Below are 26,436 nucleotides of genomic sequence, written 5' to 3' on the forward strand. Positions count from 1 at the left end.
ATAAACTTTATTATGTTAAAATTAAATTTATGAATAAAGTAAAATTTTTCTTTAAATCGCTATTTAATATGAAAAATTGAAAAAGATGATTAATTATTTCAATAACTTTCATCTTAACAATTCTATCAATTGTATTTGGTAGCGTTTTTTCTGTTTCTAAAAACATTAATAAATCGATTGAATATGGAGGCGGTATCAGTGTTACTGTTCAAGTTAGAAATGAAGATGGTTCCGAACTTGATCCTAAAAATGAAAGCAATAAAGAGCTTGTTCAAACCATTTCTAGATCATTACAAAATCGTTTAACTGGCGGAATTGGACTTAATGGTATTACAACAACTGTTGATGGTAATGATAAAATTACTGTTCAAAAAAGTGGTGTATTAACTTCACAACAAATTTCGGAATTTAAAAAAGAAATAAGTAAAAAACCAATTCTTACAGTAACTGATATTAATTTAAGACCAATATTTGTTAATGGAAAATTTAATGATGATTTTATTAATAATACTGATTATAATTCTTTATTAAATGAAAAAAATTATTCTAGATTATCAGAATTTGTTCCGCCCCTTGAAGCTAACCAAGCTAGAGCAAATATAGAAGCAGGTTCTCAAAGAAATATTGTTGATATTCAGTTAATTTCTGATGATAATCATATATATGAAAAAGAATGAACGAAAGCAACAAAATTTCTTGCTGAAAATCATTTGCCAATTTTAATGTGATTGAATCTTGATGAGTTAAGAGAAATAGCAATTACAAAATATAAAAGAGAATGAGAAAATGCTCAAATGAATCCATATAGATTTGTGTATGTTAATGAGCAACCTAATCCCAATACAAATGATCCAAACTCTCAAAATTCATTTTTAAGTGGTGAGTTAAAGAAAAATGTTTTTGACGCTGAATTATATTTAATTTCTGTTGCTAGCGTTTCACAACCGTTAACAGGAAATAGATTTAATATAAGTGGTAATTTTACTCAAGATCAAGCAAAAAAATTAGCCCTTGATATTAATTATGGTGTTGCTCCTTATAAATTAGAAGCAAGATCAGAACATTTAATACCAGCAGGAGCTCAAACAAATTTTGATTCAGCTATTTATGCAGGGTTAATTGTATTTTTATTAATTTCATTATTTATGATTTTTAATTATGGTTTATTTGGATTATTAAGTGCTCTTTCAATCGGATTATATATTTTCTTCACATTATTAATTTTTCAACAATTAGGCGGTGAATATTCACCTGCTACAATTGCTTCATTAATAATTGGTATTGGTCTTAGTGTAGATGCTAATATTATTACTTATGAACGATTTAAATCTGAAATTAAAAATGGAGAAAGCATTGTAAAATCAAATAAAAATGCTTACAAATTTTCTCTTTCTTCAATTTTAGATGCAAATATTACAACATTAATTGTTTCATTTATTTTGTTCTTTTTTGGTTCTATTACAATTAAAAGTTTTTCTATATCTTTAATTTTATCAATTACATTTACTCTTTTAGTAATGTTATTATTTAATAAATTTTTAGCAACTTTACTAGCCGGAATTACAACATTACAGAATAAAAAATGATTATTTGGAATTTATTGATTATCAAAACCTAAAGAAAAAATACTTTTAAATAGAACAAAACGATTTATTAATTATTTTAAACTGGGTAAAGTAATGTTCTTTTTATCATTTGGATTTATTTTTGTAATGCTATTTGTTTATATGGGTTTTGCAATTTATAGTAAATCATTTGGTGGGCCATTTAGTTTATCGCTTGAATTTACAGGAGGAACAGAATTATTTATAGAAAAAAGTAAAGAATCATTTGAATTACTTTCATTTGAACAAGCTCAAGTATTACAACAAGATATAATTAATCGTTTTGCAAATGATTTTGTATTAAATGCTTCTAATTTTCGGATAACAGAAAATGGATCTACTGATAATTATGCACTTATTCTTAGAACCGTAAATATAATTCCCGATAGTTATATTCAGTATTTAAGAGGTAGTGGTTTTGTACCTAATAATCATACTATTTCGCCATTTGAAGCAAGTGAATTAGTTAAAAATGCTATTTTAGCTATTAGTCTTTCATTTATTGGAATTATTATTTATACATTATTTAGGATGAGATGAACATATTCAATTGGAGCTATTATCGCTTTAATTCATGATTCTTTATTCGTACTTGCATGTATTTTAATGATTCAAGTGCAAGTAAGCCCAATTATTATTGCTGCCATACTTTCAATTGTTGCTTTTTCTATTAATGATACTATTGTAATTTTTGATAGAATTAGAGAAGTTATTGAAAATGAATATTCAAATATACAGTATACAAAAGAAGATTTAAGAAAAATCATCAATACTTCAGTAGCTCAAACTATTAAAAGGTCTATCCTCACATCATTAACAACAATTTTATCAGTAGTAATTCTTCTTATTTTTAAAAATGCTTCAAATTTCTCATTTAATATTATTATGTTATTTGGATTAACAGTTGGAACATATTCTTCAATTTTCATTGCGACACAAGTTTGATATTTATTTGAAAAAATAAGAATAAATAAATCACAAAAAAGAATGCGTGACAATTATTGAAAAACATCAGATATTGCTGAGCAAGTATTTCCAACAATTAATGATTTCAAACAATAAATAACACCTTTATGGTGTTTTTTTCTTTTATAAAAAATATTAATAATTTGTAATTGATTGTTAAAATAATAAATATATTTTTAAACCGATATATTCTAAGGATGGTAAAAATGATAAATAATAATTTAAAAATTATTTCCTTAAATTTTAAAGAAAATACATTTTATTTTTCAGTTTTTATGCCTTTTATTAAATTAGAGAATTACGAAAAAGCCCAGCTATTTGAAATACATTCTCTTGAATATAAAATTTCCCAAAATTTTTTTAATAATTTTCTTTTAAATATTAAAAAGAAAGATTTTTTAAATTATAAATTGCCAAAAGAAAAAACAAAAAAACAATTAAATGAATTAAAAACAAATATTAGCATATTTTTTGGTAAAGTTTGAGCAAAATTAGAACCTATTAAACCAGTTTTGTTAAGTGTATTTTACAATACTCTTGCCCCTGGTGTTAACTTTCAAATTTACAGTTTAAATCATAAAAAAATAAGCAACAAACAAGAAAGAACAAATTTAATTAATAAAAACACTAAACATATAAACAATAAAAATAACACTAAATTGTAAGCCTGGCACTTTTTTTAAAAATTTAATTTATTTTGGCAGTAAAAAATATAAATATGTCAAAATTAATAAATATAAAACAAAAGTATTATTAATATTATATTTTCAACTTATGTAGGTAAATTAAATATAAAAAACCAAATACAAAAATTACAAAGTTTGTATTTGGTTTTTTAATAATATTATGAAAAGTTGAAAAAGCAAAAAATAACTTTTATAACTCATTGCCTTGTTTTATTAGTTCTAAAGCAATATTATTTTCTCATTGACTATGTGCAGCTTTTTTAACTAATATTAACTTTGAATTTTGAAGTTTTTGATGTAATTCATAAGCACCAATTGGAAGGCAATCAATATCATATTCACCATGAATAATAGTAATTGGTAGATGAGTAATTTTTTGTATATTTTTCAGAATAAAATTTTCTTCCATAAAACAATTATTTTTAAAATAAAAATTTTCAAAAAAAGCAAGTTGAATAATATTTTTTTTATTATTCTTATCTAATTTAAGTATAGATTTAGTTTTATTAATACTTACTAATGAATTTTCTCAGTTATATCATCTTAAAGCAGCTTTTTCAATTTTGCTTTGATTATTAGAATTAAAAATTTGATAATACTGTTGTACGATATCGCCTTCTTGATCGATATTTTCCACAAAAGAAGAAAATTCAATAGGTTTTAAAAATCTCGCTCCATAACAAAATCAATTAATGTCAAATATTCTTGCTAAAAATATTCCTCTTAATAACATTTTGCTAATATTTTCAGGATATTTAATAGCATAATAAAGTGCTAGAGTTGTACCTCAGCTGCCACCAAATATATTAATTTTGTCAAGATTATTTATTTTTCTTATTTCCTCAATATCTTGTGCTAAATCTTCAATTGTATTATTATTAGTTTCAAGTCAAGGTGTAGATTTGCCGCATCCTCTTTGATCTATTAAAACAAACATATACTTTTCTGGATTAAAAAATCTTGTTGATTTATTATTATTTCCGCCGCCAGGGCCACCATGAATAATAAATAGCGGTTTACCATTTGGATTACCTAGTATTTGATAATATATATTATGATTATCACGTTTTAAAAAACTTTCTTTTATTAAATTGGCAGTTTTATACAAATATTTTTTATTAATCATAAATAAATTATAACAATTAAATAATTAAGCAATTTACAATAAAAAGCACTTTTTTGCATATAATATCAATATGAAATTAAAAGAAATTATATTTAAAGATAAACGTGTTATTGAAGAATTAAGTAGAATTAAAGCTAGTTATAAAGAAGTAGAAATTTATTGAGAAGAAGTTGTTGCATATTTTAATCAATTACAAGCGAATGACATTTACGATTCAGGAATTATCCCCTCTTTAAAAAGAAGAGCAGATAACTCTATTTATTATTTATTTAATTTTTCTTCAAGTGATGATGTTTTAAAACAATATAAATCAATTAATTTTATTTACAATTTTTTAAGCCCAATGTTTAATAATCCTGCTTATAATAAAGCTAATATTTTTCAAGTAATGAAAAATGCAACAAGTTGAGAACTTGAAAATAAGGATAATATAGAAAGATTTTTAAGTTCATTTTTTATTAATAATAATTTTAATAAGGATTTGTTTATATTTGGAGAATTTGGTTCTGGCAAAACATATTTTTCAAGCGCAATTGTAAATGAGCTGGTAGCAAAAAATAAAAGAGTGGCATTTATCAATACAATTAAAGCGTGTCAATATTTAAGACAAGATCGTAGTAAAGAAAGTGAATTTATTGAGGATTTAATTGATATTGATTTACTTATTATTGATGATTTAGGTAAAGAACCAACTAATAAATATTATTCATGATTTTCTTTAGAAGTTATTTATTCAATTTTAATTGGTCGTCAAATTAGTGGAAAAAAAACACTTATTAATTCAAATCTTACTATAGATAAATATCTTTCATTAATTCAACAAACTGAAGTATTATCAAATTCATATGGTATTGTTGATCGCATGAGAGAATATTTTAAAAATAATACTATTAGTATAATAGCCAATGGGAACATTAGAAAAGAACAATAAAAAAAGCAAATTAATGATTTGCTTTTTTTCTTCTTATTATTCAATTTTTAATTAATGTCGATAACTCAAAAATTATAAAAACAGCAATTAAAGGCACAAATGATATTTCAACTAATTTAATATTTGTTAAAATTTCATCACTAAGCTTGAATATTCTTGCTAAAGCAGGTATAAAAAGAACTAGTAAAAATCAAAACATTGAAAAAATAACTGAAATATAAACAAGTTTGTGTTTAAGTGGATTTGAAGTAATGATATTTTTACTTGACATTAAATTTAATGAAGAAAGCACTGCTGATATTCCCAAAATAACAAACGCTGCAGTAGAACCATACTCACTAACTTTTTGCGGCATATTTAAATCAATTGCTAATTTAGCAGCAAAATAGTATGCTATTAATGAAATTAAACCAATAATAATACCATATATTAAAACTTCAATGCCCATACCTCTTGCAAAAATATTTTCATTTTTATTAATAGGTTTTTGATTCATATAATTAATATTATTTTTTTGCAATCCTAGAGCTATGGCGGGAAAACCGTGTGTAAATAAATTGATTCATAATAGCTGTGTTGCCGAAAGAATATAAAACTCTGTTTTAAGATTCGCTATTTGTTCTTTAAAAATGATGTTAAATATTATTAAACCAAAAAATACAAGAATAATTTCTGCTAATGAAGTGATTAAAAGATTTTTAATAACTGTTCTAATTGTTTCATAAACACTTCTACCTTTAGATACCGCTTTTACTATAGTAGCAAAATTATCATCAACTAAGATCATATCGCTTGCTTCTTTCGATACTTCAGTACCAGTTATACCCATGGCACATCCAATATCAGCTGCTTTAAGTGCTGGAGCATCATTAACTCCATCACCTGTCATGGCTACAACATTTTCTTTTTTTTGCAGTATTTTAACAATTCTTATTTTATCTTGTGGAGCCACTCTAGCAAAAACTGAACAATGGTCAATTTTACTTGATAATTCTTCATCAGTCATTTTTGCTAATTCAAAACCTTGAATAGCAAAATCACCATTTTTAAATATTCCTAATTGTTTAGCAATAGCTACAGCTGTAGTTGCACTATCTCCTGTTATCATAATTGTTTTTATTCCTGCTTTTTTACAAAGAGCAATCGCCTCTTTAGATGATTCGCGAGGCGGGTCAATCATTCCGATTAATCCAACAAAATTTAAATTTCTTTCAAGCTCCTCTTGCGTTTTGTTTAATTCTTGTTTTTCTAATTTTTTAAAGGAGATTGCCAAAGTTCTTAAAGCTTGATTTGCTCAAGAAGATACTAATTCAAAATCCTCTTGCATAGCATTATGAGATTTTTTTAAAATTATTTCAGGAGCTCCTTTAGTAATAAGATAATAATCATCATTAATTAAATTAATTGTTGACATCATTTTTCTTTCAGAATCAAAAGGAAATGTAGCTATTCTTTTGTATTGTTTTTCTAAATCGCTTTTTGTTTTATAAATATTATTTTTAATACCATAATCAATAAATGCTAATTCAGTAGGATCTCCAATATATTGAAGTTGATCATTATGTTTCTCTATATGCGCTTCAGAACATAAGCTACCATAAATAATTAACTGTTCCAAAGTGATATTTTTAACGCTTTTATTTGTAATAGTCATTTTGTTTTGTGTTAATGTGCCAGTTTTATCTGAACAAATAACACTAGTTGAACCTAAAGTTTCAACAGCCATTAAATTTTTTACTATGGCTTTTTCTTTAGTCATTTGTTTAACACTAAGTGCAAGTATTATTGTTGAAAAGGTTACTAAACCTTCAGGAATAGCTGCTACCGCTAAAGATATGCTATTCATAATATTTTCGCCCCAAATTTTTGGCATTTTTAAATCTGCATTATTAATTACTTGAAAAATAACTTGAACAATAAATGTTAAGGCAAATAATACAAGCCCAGTATATCCAAAAATTTTTCCTAATTTATTAATTCTTTTTTGTAATGGTGTTTCTTTATTTTTTTCATTAGCAAGCAAAGAAGAAATTTTTCCTATTTCAGTTTCTTTAGCTATTTGAGTAATTTTTATATAAGCACTACCATTTACTACTTGCGAAGAAGAAAATACTTTAAATTCTTGTTCACTAATAGGTAAAGAAAAATTAATATTTTTGTTAAATTTTTTTTCTACAGGCATTGATTCTCCTGTTAGTGATGATTCAATAACTTTAAAATTTGAACTTGAAATTATAATACCATCAGCAGGCACAATATCACCTGCTTCAAGAAGAACGATATCATCAATAGTGAGAAATTCAGAATAAATTTCAGTTAATTTATTATTTCTTAAAACTTTAACCATTAATGGATTAAGTTTTGAAAGTGATTCTACGGCTTTAGAAGATTTAATTTCTTGAATAAGCCCAATAATTGCATTAATAATTACAACTATCAAAATAATACAAGGCTCTACAAATGAAATTATTAATTCAGATTTAGATATTTCCTTGAAACTAATCATTCGATAAATCGCCATTGAAAATGAAAATATTGTTGCAATTAAAAGAAGAATCACCATTAAGTCTTTAAATTGTTCAAAAAAGATTAGCAATAAACTCTTTTTTTTCTTTTTTTCTAATGTATTTAAACCATAAATTTTTTGATTTTCTTCTACTTGTTTTGTTGTTAAATTTTTAATCATGTCTTTTTTATTATATAAAAATGCTTACAAATTGATTTTTATAGTGTTATATATTTTTAATATGTGTTTTTAGTATGTGTTAATATTTATATGTTATGAAAAAAAGATTAAATGAGAGGCAGTTCACATTACTTGCTATAAATTACATTATTGGGTTTGGATTTGTCTCTACAATTCTAAGTGTTGTTCAAATAGGTTATTGAAGTTTTGTTGTTATGTTTTTGGCAGCATTAGTTTCGCTTGGAACTATGCTTTCAGCTTCAAAACTGGTAAAATCATACCCAAATGAAATTGGCGGTACAGTTGCTTATGCTGAAAAAACCGGTAATAAAGAATTAACATTTTTTGCTGCAATGCACCAATATATTCAAGTACCACTTTTTTCAGCATCAGGACCATTATTTCTTGTTTCTATTGCTGAAATTTATACAAATAATTCATTAATTTTATGAATGACAAGAGGCGTAAGTCTACTTATATTTTTTGTGCTTGTTCTTATTTCTATTAGAGGATTTAATTTATCTAAATTTGTTATTTTAGAAATGTCCTTAATTAAATGAGCAGTTTTAATTTTAGGCTTTATATTAGTTGCTTATTACTCATTTAGTGAATTTAAATTTCATGATAATATTATGAAATATCATAAATCAGTATCAGCTGCTAATATTTTAAATTTAACATTACTTTTTACTTTAGCTTTTGGTGGAATTGAAACATTGCCAAATATGACTAGAGAAGTAAAATTTAAAAATATTAGAAAAGTTCTTTTAGTTGTTTTTGCTGTAATTTTTACAATTTATGTTCTTATTTATTTTTTATTTTTAGGAACAAACTTAAATGAAATTAAAGGGTTTGTAAATATTTATGATCGTTTTATTGGGCCAATTGGTGTCGTAATTTTTGGTTTATATTTAATTTCTTATAATATATCTTCATATTTAACTTCTACTAATTTATATTCTAATTTAGTAGCATCAATATCACATAGAGGCTTTTTTCCTGAAACATTAGGAAAGAAAGATAATAATGGTGAATATAAAAATGCAATTATTTTTAATACATTAGTTATTTTAGTTTCAATGACTTTCTTCACCTTATTACCAGCATTTATTCCGCAACTTAAAAATTTTTTTAATAATGTTATTGCATTAGGAATTACGGCAACTCTTGTTCAATATTTAACTAATTTTGTTGTTTGCTTTATTTTAGAAAAACAAAGAAAAATTCCAAAAATTCATATTATTGAAAAAATATTTTATATTGTAATATCAATAGTCATATTAATAATTATTATTGCTACATTATTTCCCGTGGTATTTAATGAACCATGAACTGTTGCTAATACTGTTCAAGTAGTTTCTTATTTTTCATTAATATTAATAAGTTATACAATATGAATTTCTATTTCTATAGTTAGGAAAAAGAGAAATCAAAATAAAAATAATAAAAAAGCTAGCTAAACAAACATAGCTAACTTTTTTATTACATATAATTTTGCATTACTTTTCGAATTTTATTTCTAGTTTCTTCTTCGATTAATTTTGCTCTTTTATCAAATTTTTTAAGACCTCTTGCCAATGCAATTTCAAATTTAATTTTTCCATGTTTTCAATATACAGTTTTAACAATAATTGTTAATTGTTTTTTTTCTGCATCACCTTTTAATTTTTTGATTTCATTTTTATGTAATAATAATTTTCTTCTTCTTGTTGTATCACTTTTTTCAAGCATATATTCTTTAATATAACACTCATCAACATATAGCTCATTTTTATAAATAGTACAATAACTATTTTTAAGATCAATATGTCCAGCTCTAATTGATTTTACTTCAGAACCATTTAAAACTATTCCAGCTTCATAAGTATTTAAAATCTCATAATTACGAATTTGAGATTTATTATTTGCTATCATATTAACCTTCATTTCTTAATTTATTTATTAGTAATATTTATTTATTTAATTATAATATATATTAATTATTTAGATATATAAATAGCAACAGGAGGAAAAATGAGTTATATTGAATATAATGAAGTATTAAATAATGAAAAGAACAAGCTTTTTTATTCAAAAAAAACATTAATTTTTAGAGTTTTATTACTTTTTACATTTATAGGTGCATTAGTATTTTTAGGTAATATATCTTCAAATATGAATGTAAAAAACATGAATAAAAGTATTGAACTTCCTATTTGAGTTTATATTACTTTTGCAATATTTATGCTATTATTTATCGCAATTGCAAGTGCATTTTTTGCTTTAAATATTATTGTTACAAAAAATTTAAATAAACAATTTTTTGCTAATAAACATTTTAAATCATATTCAGCATATGATAATATGGTTAAAATAGCAGGCAAAGAATATGACAATAAAATAATCAGTGTTATTACATATTGTTTAATAACAGGCTTTATAATTAATGGAATTACAATGTTTATTTATTCAGCAATTAAAATGAATTTTAAAGACTCAATTACGGTTGGATTAGGTGTTATTTTCATTGTTATTGCAGCTATTATTGGAATTATTTATTTTATTAATAGAAGTAAATATGTTCAAACAATTTTAAGTAAAAATTGAGAAAAATTAAAAGTATAATTATACTTTTTATTTTTTATTTATTAAAAGGAGAAATTAATGATAGATATTATAAATTTATCAAAAGTATTTTCAGATAAAAAATTATTTGAGAATGTGAATTTAAAATTTGTTGAAGGTGAAACATACGGAATTATTGGGGCAAATGGTGCTGGAAAATCAACATTTTTAAAAATTATTGCTGGTGAAGTAGAATCTTCTAGTGGACAAATTATTATTGAAAAGAATAAAAGAATTTCAGTTCTTTCACAAGATCATAATGCATACGATGAAATGATTGTTAATGAAGTTGTTATTTCAGGTAATCAAAAATTAATTGAAATTGAACAAATGAAAAATGCTATTTATATGGATCCTGAAGCAACCGAGGAAGATTATACTAGAGCGGCTGAATTAGAAGAACAATTTGGAGAGTTAGGTGGATATGAAGCGGAAAGTAGTGCTAATGAACTACTTTCAAACTTAGGAATTGAAAAAGAAAAATGATTTGTTCCTATGCATGAATTAAAAGCTAATGAAAAAGTTAAGGTTTTGCTTGCTAAAGCTTTATTTGGTAATCCAGATATTTTAATTTTAGATGAGCCCACTAACCACCTTGACTTAAGAGCTATTAAATGACTTGAAAACTTTTTAAGTGAATATACAAATATTGTTATTGTAGTTTCTCATGATAGCGACTTTTTAGATTCAATTTGTACTTCAGTTGTTGATATTGACTTTAATGAAGCAAGAATGTTTAGAGGAAATTATTCATTTTGAAAAGAATCTTCACAATTAGCTCTTGAAATGCAAAAAGCTGCTAATGTAAAAAAAGAAGCTCAAGTTGAAAAATTGAAACAATTTATTGCTCGTTTTAGCGCTAATGCTTCTAAATCAGCTCAAGCTACAAGTAGAAAAAAATTACTTGAAAAAATTACTATTGATGAAATTAAGCCTTCAAATAGAAAATATCCATTTATTAGATGAGATTTATTTAGAGAGCCTGGTAAGCAAATTTTAACTGTTGAAAATTTAACATATGTTAATGAAAAAGGAGAAACATTATTTGAAAATGTTTCATTCTCGTTAAATGCAAAAGAAAAATTAGTAATTTTAGGTAATGATGATATTGCTAAAACAAGATTTTTACAAATTTTAAATGGTGATATTCAACCTACAGCAGGTAGTGTTAAATGAGGACAAACTATTAAAAAAACTTATTTCCCTAATGATAATTCTGCATATTTTAAAAATAGTGATGATAATATTCTTGAATGAATTAGCCAATGACCTCTTAATAATGAAATTAAAGAGAATGCTGATAATTCTGATCATAGAATGAGACAGTTTTTAGGAAGAATGTTGTTTTCAAATGATTCAGTATTTAAAAAAGTAAGTATTACTTCTGGTGGAGAAAAAGCAAGATTAATGTTTTCAAGAATGATGTTGCTTGAATCTAATTTCTTATTATTAGATCAACCACTTGATCATCTTGATACTGAAAGTATTGATTCAGTTATTGAGGGTCTTGAAGCTTATAAAAGTGGGTGCATATTTACAACATATAATAGAGCATTTGTAAAAAAAGTTGCTAATGTAATTTTAGAAATTAAGCCTAATGAGTCATTTTTATTTAGAGGAAATCTTGAACAATACGAAGAAAGAATGGGGTATTAATGGATATTATTAAGGATCTTAAAGCCAGAGGCATTTTAAAAGATGTTTCAAACATTGAAAAGTTTAAATCCCTTGAAAAAAATAGTGCTATTTATATAGGTTTTGATCCAACAGCTACTTCATTACATTTAGGAAATTATATTCAAATCGCAATTTTGAAGCGATTTGAATCTTATGGGTTTAAGCCTTATGCAATTTTAGGCGGCGCCACTGGAATGATTGGTGACCCATCATTTAAAAATGCTGAAAGAAAATTATTAGATGAAAAAGCTATTAATTTAAATAAACAAAAAATAAAAAAACAACTGGAATTTTTTGGCCTTGAAGTAATTGATAATTATGATTGATATAAAGATATGTCAATTATTGATTTTTTAAGAAACATTGGTAAACTTGTTAATATTTCCTATTTATTAGCTAAAGATTCAATTAAGTCAAGAATTGAAAAAGGACTCAGTTTTACAGAATTTTCATACTCTCTTTTACAAGGTTATGATTTTTTACATCTTTTTAGAACGAAAAATATTAAAATACAATTTGGGGGGAGCGATCAATGAGGTAATCTCACCACTGGACTCGAGATGATCTCTAAAAATGTTAACAAGGACCATGATGCTATAATCATGACAGGTAATTTATTAACCGATCAAAACGGTAATAAAATCGGTAAGTCTCAAGGCGGTGGAGGTCTTTGAATAGATAAAGAAATGAACCCCCCATTTAATTTGTATCAGTATTTTATAAACTTGGATGATGCTATTGTAGAAAAATTTTATAAATGGTTTTCTTTTAAACCACTTGATGAAATTGATCAAATCATTAGTGAATGAAAGAAAGCTTCATTCAAAAAAACAGCACAAAAAATGTTGGCTTTTGAAGTAATTGAAAATATTTACTCAAAAAATGATGCTCAAAAAGCTGTAGAAATTACAACAGCATTATTTGAAAATCAAGAAAAACTTCTTGATTTAAGTGCTAAAGATATAGCACAATTAACAAATAGTTTACCTACTTATTCTTCATGTCAAACTTCTATTAAAGAAGTTTTACTACAAAATAAAATCGTTTCTTCAAATCGTGAATTAAACGAATTTATAAATTCTAATTCTATTTCTATAAATAGTCAAAAAATCACTGATTCCTCAAATATTATTAATTTTTATTATGACAATAAATTTGCTTTAGTAAAAATTGGTAAAAGAAAATACTATATTATAAAAAATGAAATATCTTATTAAAAAAGTTCTACAAGTTTGTTAATTATGCTCACTTTCTTTACATCTTGTATAATTTATTAAAACTTTTTTATTTAATTATTTTTATTATTATTTTATTATTGCTAAGTAAAGTTTTTATTATATATCTATAAAAATATTAAATTTTGCAAGTTTCAAATCTTTTGAAATTTTGTAATTGTTATATATTTACGCTTAAATATTTAAAATTTTTAAATAGTTATATTTTTTTTAAATTTTGTAATTATTTTATTTTGTTATAAATTTTTATATAAGCCTTATCTATAGTTATTTTTTTATAATATTTTAAGCATTTATCTATTAGTCTTTTTTCTTATACATGCTGTCTAATAGATTTAATCATTAATAATTATTTCTAAAACAAGAGGTTTTTTGCTTCTTGTTTTTTCATATTTTTTTATTTATTAACTATATAATTTTTTTATTAATTTATTAGATTGTTAGAAAGGAATAAAATGGAAGGATTTTTAAAAATTTGAGATTATTCAATATTAGGTAAAATTGGGGTAATTTCAGGACTTATTTCTTTAGTTATAACTGTATTTTTAGGGCTGCCACAATTGATAAAAGTAATTAGAGAAAAACAAACGAAAAATGTTAATTTTGTTTCATTTTGAATATTTAATATAGGGTTGCTTCTTTGAATTGTTTATGCTACATTATTACCAGGCAGTTTACTCCCTGTAGTAATAGCTAATTTACTTTCAGTAATAATTTACTGTGTTATGATCTTCTTTTTATATTTTTATAAATCATGAAAAACAAATGCTTCTAAAATGCTTGGAATGATAAGTATTAGTATTGTACTAATAATAATGTGTTTAATTTCAAGTATTTTAACTATTATTTGGTTAATTGATCAAACACGCACAATTGATGAGCATATATTAATTACTATTAATACGCCTTGAATGCAAATTTTACTTTCAAGTATCATACCAGCATTTACATGCTTATCATTCATTCCTCAATTAATATCAAGCTTTAAAAGAAAATCGTTTGCTGGTGTAAGTGTAGTTTTTAGTTTTATTCTTATGTTAAATAATATTACTTGATGACTTTACTGATTTACTGTTGCTAAATACTATGATCCAGCTTTCCCAATTTCATTTATTTTAACATTAAGTTGACAAGCATTAAGTGTTATTATTTATTTAATACAATTAACAGCAGTATTAGCTTTTAATTTTAAAGAAAAAAATATAAAAAAACAAGAAGATAAAATCTAAGCTTCTTGTTTTTATTTATAGACAATATAAGTTCCAGAATTTATTTTCTCATAGTGAAGATTTTCGCTTTTAAAAATGTTTTCAATAGCTAGAGATAAAACTCCGCTTCCTATTCCAGTGATAAATTTCATTTTACCATATGAAGAAAGTGAAAATAATTTTGTTAGTACAAAGCCAGTCATTCTCGCTTCATCCATACCATGAAGATCATATGTTGGCATAAACTCATGTTCATAATCTTGATAACCATAAAAAGAGTTTAAACTTTTTTTATATTTTTTTAAGATTTTTTTACTTGACATTTTGGACAAATGAAAGATTTTTCTGAACCTTGTTTAACAATCTGAATAGGTGTTTGACAAATGTTACACAATAATCCTTCGCGATTATAAACATTTAATTGTTTTTTATACATACCAATTTCTGTATTAGGATCAATTTTTGATATATTTTCTGCTCCCATATCTATTTCTGATTGAGCCAAAATTTCTTGAGCAGTTAAAACAATTTTTCTTGCTTCTTCTTTAGAAATAAATTTACATAAAGTAAAAGGATGAAGCCCAGCCTTAAATAAGATTTCATCAGAATAAATATCACCAATTCCAATGATATAATTTCCTGATTTAAGAGCCCATTTTAGTGTTTTATTTTTTTTGTAAATTGCATTAAATAAATCTTCATAATTTTTATTAATTGCAGTTACACCTTTTGTTAAAATTGGTGATTTTAAAGTATAAGTTTGGTGTGATCTTAAATGAAAACACCCTTGTTGATCAGGATCAACAAAATGTAACTCACTTTCATCTTTAAATTTAAAAATGATTAGTGTGTTTTTAACTGGTTTTGTACTTTGTTTATAATAAAAGAAGTTACCATTTTGTTTAGGGTTTGAAACAATTGCCTTATTTTTAGTTAACATTCAAACAAGACAAGCATTTTTTTCTTTAACTTCAGTTATTGTTTCGTTTTTAACAGTCCTTTCAAAATCTGTCATTTCAATATTTTTAATTACTGTTGCTTTTCTAATTTCAACAGAAGCAATTACTTTGTTTTTTATAACATTATTCATTGCTCTTTTGATAGTTATTATTTCTGGTAGTTCAGGCATGCTTTTATTATATCAAATAAATAATCATTATTTTAACAATATAAATAATATAATAATTAATATGTATATAGGTCAGAACATAAAGGTTATAATAAAAAAAGTAAATCATAATTCGCTGCTTGTTGAATATAAACATGCTAAAAGCATTATTGAATATGATGATATTTTAGATTATAAAAATTACAATTTAAAAGATATCTTCAGTGTAAATGAAATAATAAATGTTAAAGTTATTAACATTATTGATGCTAACAACTTTAATGCCTCTTTTAAAGTTTTACACCGCAATTTTTCTAAATTACAAACAAAATTTTTTATTAAAGAAACACCAGGCGGCTTTAATAAACTTAAACGTTATATAACAAAGGAATATAATGAGTAAAATTAAAATTAATTACAATTATATAGATATTGAAAGAGCACTTAAGAATTTTTCTTCAAAAACATTTGAAGTAGTTAAAGAAATTAATAATTATAGTGTTAAAGATTTTGAATATTTTAACTATAAAGATACAATTTACGGCTATAACATTAAAACCTTTGAAAAAATCTTTCAACAAGTTAATGAAATATATGCTTCTGATATTGAATACTGTTTAGTTATTTGTCCTAAAACTGTTTCATTACAAATTGAAATGATAATTAAATTTTTAATTAATAAATATTTAGATAATCGAAAATATATTCAAATCAAATTTGTTTCTCCAGATGATGTAACTTCTAAAATTGATTTTTTAAAGCATAAATTTTATGAAAAGAAATTTATTTTAGTTAACTATATTTTTAAAGATAATAAATCACAAAATTATTTATTTGAAATTTTTAAAACAATTTTAATTAAAAATATTGGTTTTTATAATGCAAAAAAATTAATTTATTATGGTATTAAAACTTCTGATTTACAAAATTTATATTTTGCTAAATATGAGGGTTATAAAACATTAATAATTAATGAAAAATTATCAGAAGAATTTTCAATTTATTCTATTCCTTCACTTTTTATTCTTGCTCTTAGCGGTGTAGATTCTAAACAATTAGTTGATGCCGCTATTGAAGCGTTTGATGAATTTGACTATGAAGATATTAAACTTAACGTATTTCTTGAATATGTTACAATTCTTTTAAGTTTAGATTTTGATTTTTTAACGCTTAGTTCATTTGATCCTGCAACTGATATAGTTGCTGAATTTGTAAAAGAATATCTTTTTATTATTTCTAATTCTATTGTTCGTACTTCGAGTTTTCCAAATACATATTTTGCTAATTGAACTTCTAAATTTAACATAAAATGTTTACAACATTTTATATGAATTAAAGAAAAAAGATTTGATTATGAAATTTATGATGATGTTAATGATGAAGATCATCTTTCTCATTTAGATGTTTTAAACATTAACAAGATGCAAGATACTCTTTATAATATGTCCAAAGATATTCAAGGCGAATATGGATATCGCCCATTAATAGAATTAATTTTAACTGATCGAAGCGAAATATCAATTAGTCAATTTATTATTTTTATTCAAAAAGTTTCATTATTGCTTAAATATTTAAGATCTAAAAAACATAAATAATAGCAGGCTAAAGCCTGTTTTATTTTGATATTATTTGACTTAAAAAACTATTTGTAATTGTTGAAAAAGAGCTATTTTTATCAATTTGTTTAGAAATGGTTGAAAAAATATCAATAGCTTCACGTGTTTTATTAAATGTACTACTAGAAATAGAAATAGTTGTTGTTAATAAATCTATTACTCCCCGAGCAATTTTCATACTTTTTGGTATTTGATTTTTAAGTAAAATCATGCTCGATTCAATAGTATCTAATATAGGATCAACAATTAAGGTTAATGTTGAAATAGCTTGAGATGATGTAATTTCTTTAGTTATTGTTGTAATAATTACATCGATAATAGTTTTAAGCGCACCTTCTTTTTTAGTTTTATTTTTATTATCACCAATTAAAGCTTTTAATAATTTTGAAATAGCTTTAATTTTATCTTGCGAAATTTCTTTAGAAATTTTAGCTTTAATCATCACATCATTAATAGTTTTTATAACACTATAACTAGAATCAGCTATAAATGATAATATTGAATATATTACATCTTTAATAACTATATAAGGTAATTCACTATTATTTCAATCTTCAATAAGTTCATGTTTAATTATTCCATTTTTAAAAGTATTTAATATATGAATAATTCCTGAATTTAAAATACTTAAAGCGCTATTAATTCCTGAACGTATTATCTTTGCTTTTTCGTTTAATTCAGGGTAAATATATTTACATTTAGCATAATCCCATTTAAGAAATAATCCTTTTTCATCTTCTGCTTCTCAAGCAAATTTTTTTCAGTTTCATTCTCATATATGTTTGCCATCATTAGCTGCTGGTATTAATGAAATAATAACACTAGCCGCACTATCTTTAAGTCTTATCATATATTCACTTAATTCATCAAAGCTCATTTTTCCACCTAATGAGCCATTGATAATTAAATAAATAGTATCAAAAAGAAAATTAAACATTGGAACTAATTCTCGAGCTTCAGTTCAAGAAAGAGCGTAAATGCCAATTTTGCTAAATATTTTTTTTATTGAACTGTCTTTTTCTTGGGATTTTTCTATTTCATTTTTGATTAATTCATCATCTTCTAAAATGCCAATTAGCATTCTTTGAATACTTTTTAAAGATGAAAGAGCTGCACAACGTTGGGAATAAAATCTTTTATATCTAGTTAGCTTGGGATTAGCACTAATTATTACAGGTTTTTGTGTATCATTTGAAAGTTTTATTTTTGAAAATTGACCATCAAAAGCAATTTCTTGATTTTGAAATTTTCATTTTAAGCTATCAGTAATAAAATCTTCAGGCTCATACTTATTTCCTAAATCCTTTTTTGAAAGATCATTAATTGTTAATAATGAATTAATATTAATTGTTCCATCTTCTTCAAGATATGTATTTTTTTGAATTAATTTATCAAAAATTTTAAACTTTACTTCAACAAGTTTTTTAAGTTTTAAAATTAATTCAATATTTGAATTAGATTTTTTAATCAATAATTTTTTATCTAATTCAAATGCTTCATTATTTTTAATCTGCAATAAGTCTTGTTTAGTTAGTTGCTGAATTTCATGATTATTTTTAAGTCAAATTTCTTTAACTTTATAACCTTCAAAGCATCGCTGATTTAGCTCTGAAATAATTTCTGAATTTTTTAATCGCTCAAACTCTTTTAATTGAAATGGTATTTTAAGAATGATTTCATTTTTTTTAGCAATAAAATTATTTTCAATTTGATTTATTTTTTCTAATTCAAATTTAGATTCATCATTAATTTCTCTTATAATATTTTCATAATTATTTTCTTGTTTTGATAAATTGTTATTATTTAATTGCAATAAAAAATTATTTTCAATTTGTTCTTGTTTTAATTTGTTTAATTCATAATTTAATTTATTTAATTTATCTTTATTTATGACTTGTATTTGACAACTAATACTAGTTAGTGCAATAAAAGGGAATATTAAGAATATTCCCCATTTTTTTATATTTTTAATAATTTCTCCAATCTGTCATTTTAATGACAAAATTAATAAATAAAAATAATAAAAATATTTAAAAAAAAGAAATAATTAAGAAAAATGTTTAATTTTTCACATTTTTACCTGTTGAGTATTGTGCTGATAAGAGCACTATATATACAACTTATAATGTTTATGTTAATTTATAAAGAATAATTAATTAGTATTAATTAAAGAGGTATTTCATGGGATCGAAAAATAAATTATTAAAAATTAATTTAGCATTAATAGCTTTGCCTATTTCAATTGGCACAACAGTTATTTCTTGTAGTTTTAATAAATACAATATTATATTTGAAGATGATAATAATGTAATTGCATTAAATGAAAACGCTGATTATTATTTATCTAAATATGGAATGTATTTAAAAGAACCGATGTTAAAAGACGGTTATGAGTTTAAGGGATGAAAACTTAATGGTAAATATGTAAATAAAATTAAAAAGGGACATAGTGGAGATGTACTTATTTCTGTTGAGTATCAGAAAGTTAATTCCGAATATGATAAATATAAAAATAAGTATGATACTTTACTTTCTATTTCTGATGATATATTAAAGGGTAAAGAGCTTTTTAATAAAAATGAATTTAAACAATTACTTAGTGAATTTTCTACTAAAAAATCTTTAGTAATAAGAAAAATAGAAGCATTAGAAAGAGATATTAAAGAGCAGGTTAAATCTGAATTTAATAATTATATTACAAGAAAAATTTCACAAACTTCCAAATACTCTAATTCTCATAAAGAACTTAATTTAAAAATTGATCAAGAAATGAAAGAATTTACTAAAGAGCTTGATAAATTTTTTTCTTCAGGTAGTTTTAGTAAACAAACTTTAGACACATATAAAGAAGAAATTAAAAACAAGTTTTTAAAATATGAGTTTGATAATATTAAGCTTGAAGATTCAATATCAAATGAAAAGCAATCTTCAATTAATCAGTTTATTACTAAAAACTTTAATGTTATTTTCAACTTTAATTCAAAAGCATCTTGAAAAGAATATGTTTCTAAATATAAAAGAGGTCTTGCTCTTTTAAAAGAAGTTAAACGCGAAAGTGAAAAAGAACAATTATTTGAAATATTTGAACAAAAAATTAAAGAATACAATATTAGTTTATTTGCTAATTTTGAAAACCAAATTAACGCTAATTTTGATAGTATAGACTTATTAAAAATACCAGTTGAATATATTAGCGTGTTTGATAATGAAATTCGTGAACAATTTATCTTTTTACAAGAACAAAGCATAATTAATGCTCTTGATCTTCAAATGATTGAACTTAAAAATGAATTCTCAAGTAACTTTACCATTGAAAAAGGTAAAGCAATGATTGAAAAATTTTACAAACTTACAAGCAAAGCGTTAGCATATATTTTTTCTCCAGATAAATATCAAGAAATTAAATTAAGAGAAAAATACTTTTTAGCTCAAGAAGCTGTTGAAGAATTTTTAAATAATTTTAATATATCAAAAGGATTTGTTGATAGTTTACTTGAACAAGTTATTAATAATGATATTGCAAATGAAGATATAAAAAATGCTGTATATGATCTTAAAAAATTAGTAAATGACTATTTTTTAAGTGGTAAAAGAAAAAAATTAAGCACTTCTGATATCACAAAAATTGCAGGTTCAATTATTGCTGGAGCAGGCGGAGTAGCTGGTGGTGCTTATTTAATTAGCAAAGGTCTTGAACTTAAAAAAGCTAATGATAATTTATTTTTAACTAAAGTAGGGTTAATTGACACTATTTCTAAACTTGAAATTAAAAATAATAAACATCATGATGTTACACCTTATTCTGCTGATACTAAAAGTTTACAAATGCTTTTTGATAAAGAAATAAGAAATGCTTTAATTAAGGAAGAATTAAAAAATCAATTTCCTGAAGTAAAAGGAACTGAAAATAAAGTTTCATGAAGACTAAAAGATCGAGGAACTACAGAAAGTGGAAAGCTTAAAGATACTAAAATTGAAGTTTGATATGGTTATTCAGATCCAAAAGTTATTACTATCAATGAAATTAAGGGATTTAAAACGGACGCTGAAATTTTAGAAGATATTGCTAATATAGAAACAGCTGAATTTAGAAATAAATCTTCCATTTTAGCTACTGAAGCATTTAATGGACCTAAACAGGTTATGGAAGAAGAATTGTCATCAACTGAAGAAGCAAGTCAGACAACAAATGAATATTTTCAAAAACATGTTTACAATTTAAATTTACCTTTAGGTGTTAAATGAAAAGTTGTTGAACCTGGAACTGTTTCAAATTCAGGCAGAAAAATAGGTGAATCTATTATTGAGTTATATTTCCGTGAAAATGATAATGAAACTTCAAAGAAAAAAGTTTATCTTAATGGATTTTCTGGATTTAAAAAAGATAATAATGATACAGAGTTATTAAAAAGTATTAAGTTTTATTACAGAGTTAAAAAAGAAGAAGATAAAAAATCAAAAGCTGAATATTGAGGAATGCATCTTTGAGGCGATGGTTGAAAAGGTGGTAATATTAATTGAAATGAAAATCCTAAAAAATTTAATATTAGTGCAAATGAAGATGGATTTTATTATGTAGAAATTAATAATATAGATTCTGCAAAAGATCTTTGATATATTGTTCATGACATGAATCATAAAAATAATGAAGCTGCTATTCTTGATACTTCTCATGATGAAGTATGATTCAATGAGGGCGATCCTAATCCCCATTATAAAAAACCTACTTATTGATTAGATAGATTTGAAAGAGTTGCTTATGATGAATTAGAAATTGATATTATTGCAAATAATGATATTAATGATTTTCAGTTAAAACTTAAATTATTCAATACTTTAGATAAATATAACTCTCTTGTACCTATTAATTCAAATAATTATGAAATTACTAAAATAGGTAATAATGATATGTCTGGGTTAGATAATGGTAAAAAAAGAACAAAATTAAAAATTAAATTTAAACCTGAATATTTAAAAAAACCAAGTAAACATTATGACAAAATAGATTTAGGCGATATTTTCACTGCAAGTTATGATGGTGAGAATTTAGGTGCAGCAACTTATGCTAGAAGATTGTTTGAAGGTGAAGAATATACATATGATACAGATTATATGTGATATTGAACACCTGATTTAGGTGCTAACATGATTAGTTCAACCGAAGTAGAAGTTAAGTTATGAGCACCAGCTTCAAAAACAGTCCATATTCAACTTTATGATAAAAATAATCATAATAAAAAAGTTGGTAAACCAATAGCACTTACTCAAGGTGATAAAAAAAATGAAAGAATTTGAAGCGCCAAAATTCATACCCAAATGCCTGAACTATATTGAGAATTTCCGTATTTTGCATCTTTAGATGGTTATTATTATGAATATATTTTAAATATGAATACTAAATATGAAAAAATAGTATTAGACCCATATGCAAAATCTATGGCAGCACATAAACCAGGTGAAGTAGGTAAAGGTGCATTTGTAGATATGAATTCTTCAAGAGCGGGAATTTATAACCTTTCAAAATCGCAAGGTATATTTTCAGGTGGTCTTGAAGGTAAACTAAATAAAATGATCGGTTATGAAGTTCATGTTAGAGATTATACAATCTCTAGAGATGATGTTGCTTATAAAGGAACATTTAGGGGTATGGCAAATTGAGATGCTGGAATTGAGTATCTTAAAGATTTAGGTATTACACATGTTCAGTTTCTTCCATTGCAAAATTATTCTTCCGTTGATGAAACTTCACAGGGTTGAACTAATGGAAATGGTGAAGTAAAAAAAGAAGGAGAAAAAGAAGTATATACTAGAACTAAAGCTCCTAATTATAATTGAGGTTATGATCCTCATAACTACTTTACAATTGAAGGATGACTTTCTTCAGATCCAAAAGATCCATATTCAAGAATTTCTGAATTAAGAGCGCTTATTAAGAAATTACATGATAACGGAATTGGAGTTATTGCCGATGTTGTTTATAACCATATGGCTGAAAATTGATTTTTAGATAATATTGTTCCTAACCATTATTTCAGAAGACCAGGAGGACCTACGCCTGTTGGTGGTCCTGCTTTAGCTTCTGAAAATAAAATGGCTAGAAAAATTATTATTGAAAGCGCTAAATGATTGGTTGATCAATATGGTGTAGATGGTTTTAGATTTGACTTAATGGGATTTATTGATAAAGAAACTATTAGACTAATTAAAGATAAAGTTAAAACTCCTGATGGCCATGATTTGATTATGTATGGAGAGTCTTGAGACTTTTCTGATTTGCCTCCATCACAACGTCTTGTGAAAGGTGAAACTAAAGCTCTTCAAGGTGGAGTTCCTGGAGTTGGTTATTTTAATGATACTATTAGAGATATTATTAAAGGACAAGTAGGAGATCATGAAGGTACTAAAAAAGGTTGAGTGCATAACACTGAAGAAGATAATGGATATAAAAAAACTAAACAATTAAGATCTGCTTTACTTGCTGGTATTACTAAACAGGCACAAAATAATAAAGATACTGGCAATAATTATGCTGATATCTTTACTAAAGACAATAATCCAGATAATGAATATCAAAACAAAAAAAGTTTGACCAATAAAGAGGACTATGTAACATTTACAAATGAACCTAATGAAGCAATTCAATATCAAACTATTCATGATGGTTATACATTATGGGATAAGCTAAACATAGCTAGTCCCAAGTTGAAAGATAGTGATGGTAAAGATCTATCTGATGAACAACTTCAAATTAAACACAAAATTAAATTAGCAAAACAATCTCTAGGATTAATGTTTGCCGGGCAAGGAAGAATTGTTTTACAAGGAGGAGATGAAATCGGTAGAACTAAACCGCTTTCATTAGGAGATGCTAACCCTGAACGTGCTGAAGGCAGCACTAATGCCATTAGAAAAGAAGCTTTACCGGATATTTTACATAAAGAAACAGGTAGAGCAAGAGTTATTGTAGATTATAAATATCATGATAATTCATATAATGCTTCTGATTGAGCTAACTCATATAAGTGAAAACGTTTTGATAAAAACTTTGCTGGTGGTGCATTTGTTGATTTACATAAATATGTAAAAGATGTTATTAAACTAAGAAAAGAAAACTATGAATTCAGATTTGAAACAGCTCAAGAAATAGTAGATAATTTTAGATTTATAGGTGGTAAAAATAATAATCATAATAATCAAGGACCATATTCTAAATTAGATGATTTAGGTGATGAATTTACATTAGTATTTTTTAATGCTCCTGAAAGTGCTAGAAATAAAACATGATATTTAGCTGGTGAATTTTGTGGTAAGGACAATTTAAGTAAAGCACCAATTAAAAATGAAAATATTCATAGTAAAGTTTATATTGATAAAGATGGTAAGGGAGTTGTAAAAATTAATGGCGCAGATCTAAAACACCTTAAAACTGGAATACATTCTGAATGAGGCGGAAATGATAAAGAAAAAGAAATAATTAATTTTAAATTAGTTGATGGAAGTGGCCAATGAACTGCAGTTGATGGCGCTAATTCTGAAACTGGAAATACAAAAATTCCTTTAACATCATTTAATAGAGATAAAACAGCATATATAAATTTAAAAGTTATGGATGAAAATGTTTCTCTTCTAAATAATGTTAAACCATATAATAATGATGAAGATACTGATAAAGTTATTCAATATAGAATACAAGCATCTGCCAATAAAAATTATTCCCAATTTATTGTAATTTCTAATCCATTTGATGATGCGATTCTTGTTAATGAACAAATTGATGAATCTTGAGAATTATTAATAAGCGAAAATGGTAAGCCCGAATTAATTACTGAACTTGATAAAGATAGAGGCTATGTAGCAGGTACACCTATAACACCTGCACATAGTACAATAGTACTTGGTAAAAGAAGAAAAATTAATTCTAAAACTCTTGAAAAACTAGAGCCTAAGGTTAGAGAAGAATCCATTAATGCTATTTTTAAAAAAGAAGTTGAAAACTTATCATTTAGTGAGATTACAGATATTAATAATGAACAATTTAAAGATAAAATAGAGTTTAATAATATTCCTGAAGGATATGAGCCTGAAATAACAGAAGTTAAAAAAGAAGACATGAAGCCTGAAGGACAAACTAAAGGTATTCTTATAAAATACAAAGTTAAACCTAAAGAATCTGCAAGAAAAAAAAGATCAATTGATTCACAATCTATTGAAAAACAACTTTGAATACCAGAATACTCATTTAAAAACAAATTAACCAATTTAGCTGAAAATGTTGAAGTTAAATTAAATGATAAATTATTAAATCTTACTTGAGATGAAGTAAAAAGACGCAATCCCGATTTTATTAAGAAAAATTTAATATTCACTAATATTAAAGAACAAAAATTATTCTTTAATAACTTAGAAGTTAAAATAGAAGATAATCAAATTAGAGTTAATTTTGATATATATAATGATGAAACTTATAATAGGTCTAATTCACATAGAGTGAATAGAAACATTTCTAAAATGTTATTTAAAAATGAAGCTATTTATTTAGATTATTTAATTCTTAATTTTGATCAAGAATCAGGTGATTGAGGTCTCCACGTTTGAGAAGATGGATTTAAATATGCTTATAGAACTACTGAAAATAGTTTTACAGAAACTAATAAAAATCCATCTAATAATAAAGAGCAATCATTCGGCTCATTACCAGAATGAAATGAAAATAATTGAAAATTCAAAAATAAAAAAATTGTCTTTAAAAATATAAATATTAAACAAATTAGCGAATTTGTAATTCATAAAGAAAATGGCAACAGTGAAAAATCATTTAACGGCGGTAATTTAAAATGACCAATTAATGATATGTTAAAAATCGTTAATAAAGGTGGAGCTACAATAGCTGAATACTGAGTTAAAAAAGGCGATTATAAAGTGTATGCAGATAAAGATTATAAAAAAGCAGTTAATTAATAATTAAGAATTTAAAAATATATTTCTTTTA

Annotated in this window: 17 protein-coding genes; 11 read left to right on the top strand and 6 right to left on the bottom strand. The window is 24.4% G+C overall.

Annotation, left to right across the window (positions count from 1 at the left end):
- Positions 1 to 29: 29 nt before the first annotated feature.
- Together secDF and QMA87_RS02910 are read left to right on the top strand one after the other, a co-directional pair.
- The gene (gene secDF / locus QMA87_RS02905) at positions 30 to 2,666 is read left to right on the top strand and encodes a protein translocase subunit SecDF (protein WP_283833832.1); all 2,637 of its coding nucleotides are present in this window, start codon (positions 30 to 32) and stop codon (positions 2,664 to 2,666) included.
- Between the two features lie 110 nt (positions 2,667 to 2,776).
- The gene (locus QMA87_RS02910) at positions 2,777 to 3,235 is read left to right on the top strand and encodes a hypothetical protein (protein ID WP_283833833.1); all 459 of its coding nucleotides are present in this window, start codon (positions 2,777 to 2,779) and stop codon (positions 3,233 to 3,235) included.
- Positions 3,236 to 3,446: 211 nt separating this feature from the next.
- Here QMA87_RS02910 and pip read toward each other — a convergent pair whose 3' ends face one another.
- Entirely contained in the window at positions 3,447 to 4,382 is a 936-nt protein-coding gene (pip, locus tag QMA87_RS02915; RefSeq protein ID WP_283824003.1) for a prolyl aminopeptidase, read from the bottom strand.
- 70 nt (positions 4,383 to 4,452) lie between these two features.
- Here pip and QMA87_RS02920 point away from each other — a divergent pair, with 70 nt between their 5' ends.
- A complete protein-coding gene (locus tag QMA87_RS02920; RefSeq protein WP_283824002.1) occupies positions 4,453 to 5,313 on the top strand; it encodes an ATP-binding protein in 861 nt (286 codons plus the stop codon).
- A gap of 10 nt (positions 5,314 to 5,323) precedes the next feature.
- Here the strand turns inward: QMA87_RS02920 and QMA87_RS02925 are convergent, their stop codons facing one another.
- Positions 5,324 to 7,999: a cation-translocating P-type ATPase gene (locus QMA87_RS02925; protein ID WP_283833834.1), complete on the bottom strand. Its 2,676-nt coding sequence runs from the start codon at positions 7,997 to 7,999 to the stop codon at positions 5,324 to 5,326.
- Positions 8,000 to 8,094: 95 nt separating this feature from the next.
- On the opposite strand from QMA87_RS02925, the gene QMA87_RS02930 reads away from it, so the two are divergent.
- Entirely contained in the window at positions 8,095 to 9,459 is a 1,365-nt protein-coding gene (locus QMA87_RS02930; RefSeq protein ID WP_283824000.1) for an APC family permease, read from the top strand.
- Between the two features lie 22 nt (positions 9,460 to 9,481).
- On the opposite strand, the gene smpB is transcribed toward QMA87_RS02930, so the two are convergent.
- Positions 9,482 to 9,913 carry an SsrA-binding protein gene (gene smpB, locus QMA87_RS02935; RefSeq protein WP_283823999.1) on the bottom strand — a complete coding sequence of 144 codons (432 nt, stop codon included), beginning with the start codon at positions 9,911 to 9,913 and terminating at the stop codon, positions 9,482 to 9,484.
- Positions 9,914 to 10,012: 99 nt separating this feature from the next.
- On the opposite strand from smpB, the gene QMA87_RS02940 reads away from it, so the two are divergent.
- From QMA87_RS02940 to QMA87_RS02955, 4 genes are all read left to right on the top strand, one after another.
- Complete coding sequence (locus QMA87_RS02940) at positions 10,013 to 10,603, top strand: hypothetical protein (protein WP_283823998.1); 591 nt, start codon at positions 10,013 to 10,015, stop codon at positions 10,601 to 10,603.
- Between the two features lie 39 nt (positions 10,604 to 10,642).
- Positions 10,643 to 12,259, top strand: coding sequence for an ABC-F family ATP-binding cassette domain-containing protein (locus tag QMA87_RS02945; protein ID WP_283823997.1), 1,617 nt, complete (start codon positions 10,643 to 10,645; stop codon positions 12,257 to 12,259).
- Positions 12,259 to 13,497: a tyrosine--tRNA ligase gene (tyrS, locus tag QMA87_RS02950; protein ID WP_283830370.1), complete on the top strand. Its 1,239-nt coding sequence runs from the start codon at positions 12,259 to 12,261 to the stop codon at positions 13,495 to 13,497. The genes QMA87_RS02945 and tyrS overlap by 1 nt, the downstream gene beginning before the upstream one ends.
- A gap of 473 nt (positions 13,498 to 13,970) precedes the next feature.
- Positions 13,971 to 14,744, top strand: a complete 774-nt coding sequence (locus tag QMA87_RS02955) for a SemiSWEET family transporter (protein WP_283827311.1) — start codon at positions 13,971 to 13,973, stop codon at positions 14,742 to 14,744.
- Between the two features lie 11 nt (positions 14,745 to 14,755).
- On the opposite strand, the gene QMA87_RS02960 is transcribed toward QMA87_RS02955, so the two are convergent.
- Both QMA87_RS02960 and QMA87_RS02965 read right to left on the bottom strand, forming a co-directional pair.
- Positions 14,756 to 15,046, bottom strand: a complete 291-nt coding sequence (locus tag QMA87_RS02960) for a hypothetical protein (RefSeq protein WP_283823994.1) — start codon at positions 15,044 to 15,046, stop codon at positions 14,756 to 14,758.
- A complete protein-coding gene (locus tag QMA87_RS02965) occupies positions 15,025 to 15,852 on the bottom strand; it encodes a DNA-formamidopyrimidine glycosylase family protein (RefSeq protein ID WP_283830368.1) in 828 nt (275 codons plus the stop codon). The genes QMA87_RS02960 and QMA87_RS02965 overlap by 22 nt, the downstream gene beginning before the upstream one ends.
- Positions 15,853 to 15,913: 61 nt before the next feature.
- Here QMA87_RS02965 and QMA87_RS02970 point away from each other — a divergent pair, with 61 nt between their 5' ends.
- Complete coding sequence (locus tag QMA87_RS02970) at positions 15,914 to 16,234, top strand: hypothetical protein (RefSeq protein ID WP_283830367.1); 321 nt, start codon at positions 15,914 to 15,916, stop codon at positions 16,232 to 16,234.
- On the top strand, positions 16,227 to 17,426 hold the full coding sequence (locus QMA87_RS02975; RefSeq protein WP_283833835.1) for a hypothetical protein: 1,200 nt from the start codon (positions 16,227 to 16,229) through the stop codon (positions 17,424 to 17,426). The genes QMA87_RS02970 and QMA87_RS02975 overlap by 8 nt, the downstream gene beginning before the upstream one ends.
- A 19-nt stretch (positions 17,427 to 17,445) precedes the next feature.
- Here the strand turns inward: QMA87_RS02975 and QMA87_RS02980 are convergent, their stop codons facing one another.
- The gene (locus tag QMA87_RS02980; RefSeq protein WP_283833836.1) at positions 17,446 to 19,449 is read right to left on the bottom strand and encodes a hypothetical protein; all 2,004 of its coding nucleotides are present in this window, start codon (positions 19,447 to 19,449) and stop codon (positions 17,446 to 17,448) included.
- Positions 19,450 to 19,628: 179 nt separating this feature from the next.
- Here QMA87_RS02980 and QMA87_RS02985 point away from each other — a divergent pair, with 179 nt between their 5' ends.
- On the top strand, positions 19,629 to 26,405 hold the full coding sequence (locus tag QMA87_RS02985) for a pullulanase-associated domain-containing protein (RefSeq protein ID WP_283833837.1): 6,777 nt from the start codon (positions 19,629 to 19,631) through the stop codon (positions 26,403 to 26,405).
- Positions 26,406 to 26,436: the final 31 nt, after the last annotated feature.

Origin of the sequence: Mycoplasma phocimorsus, from assembly GCF_030077875.1 — a bacterium.
Lineage (GTDB): Bacteria > Bacillota_I > Bacilli_A > Mycoplasmatales > Metamycoplasmataceae > Mycoplasma_H > Mycoplasma_H phocimorsus.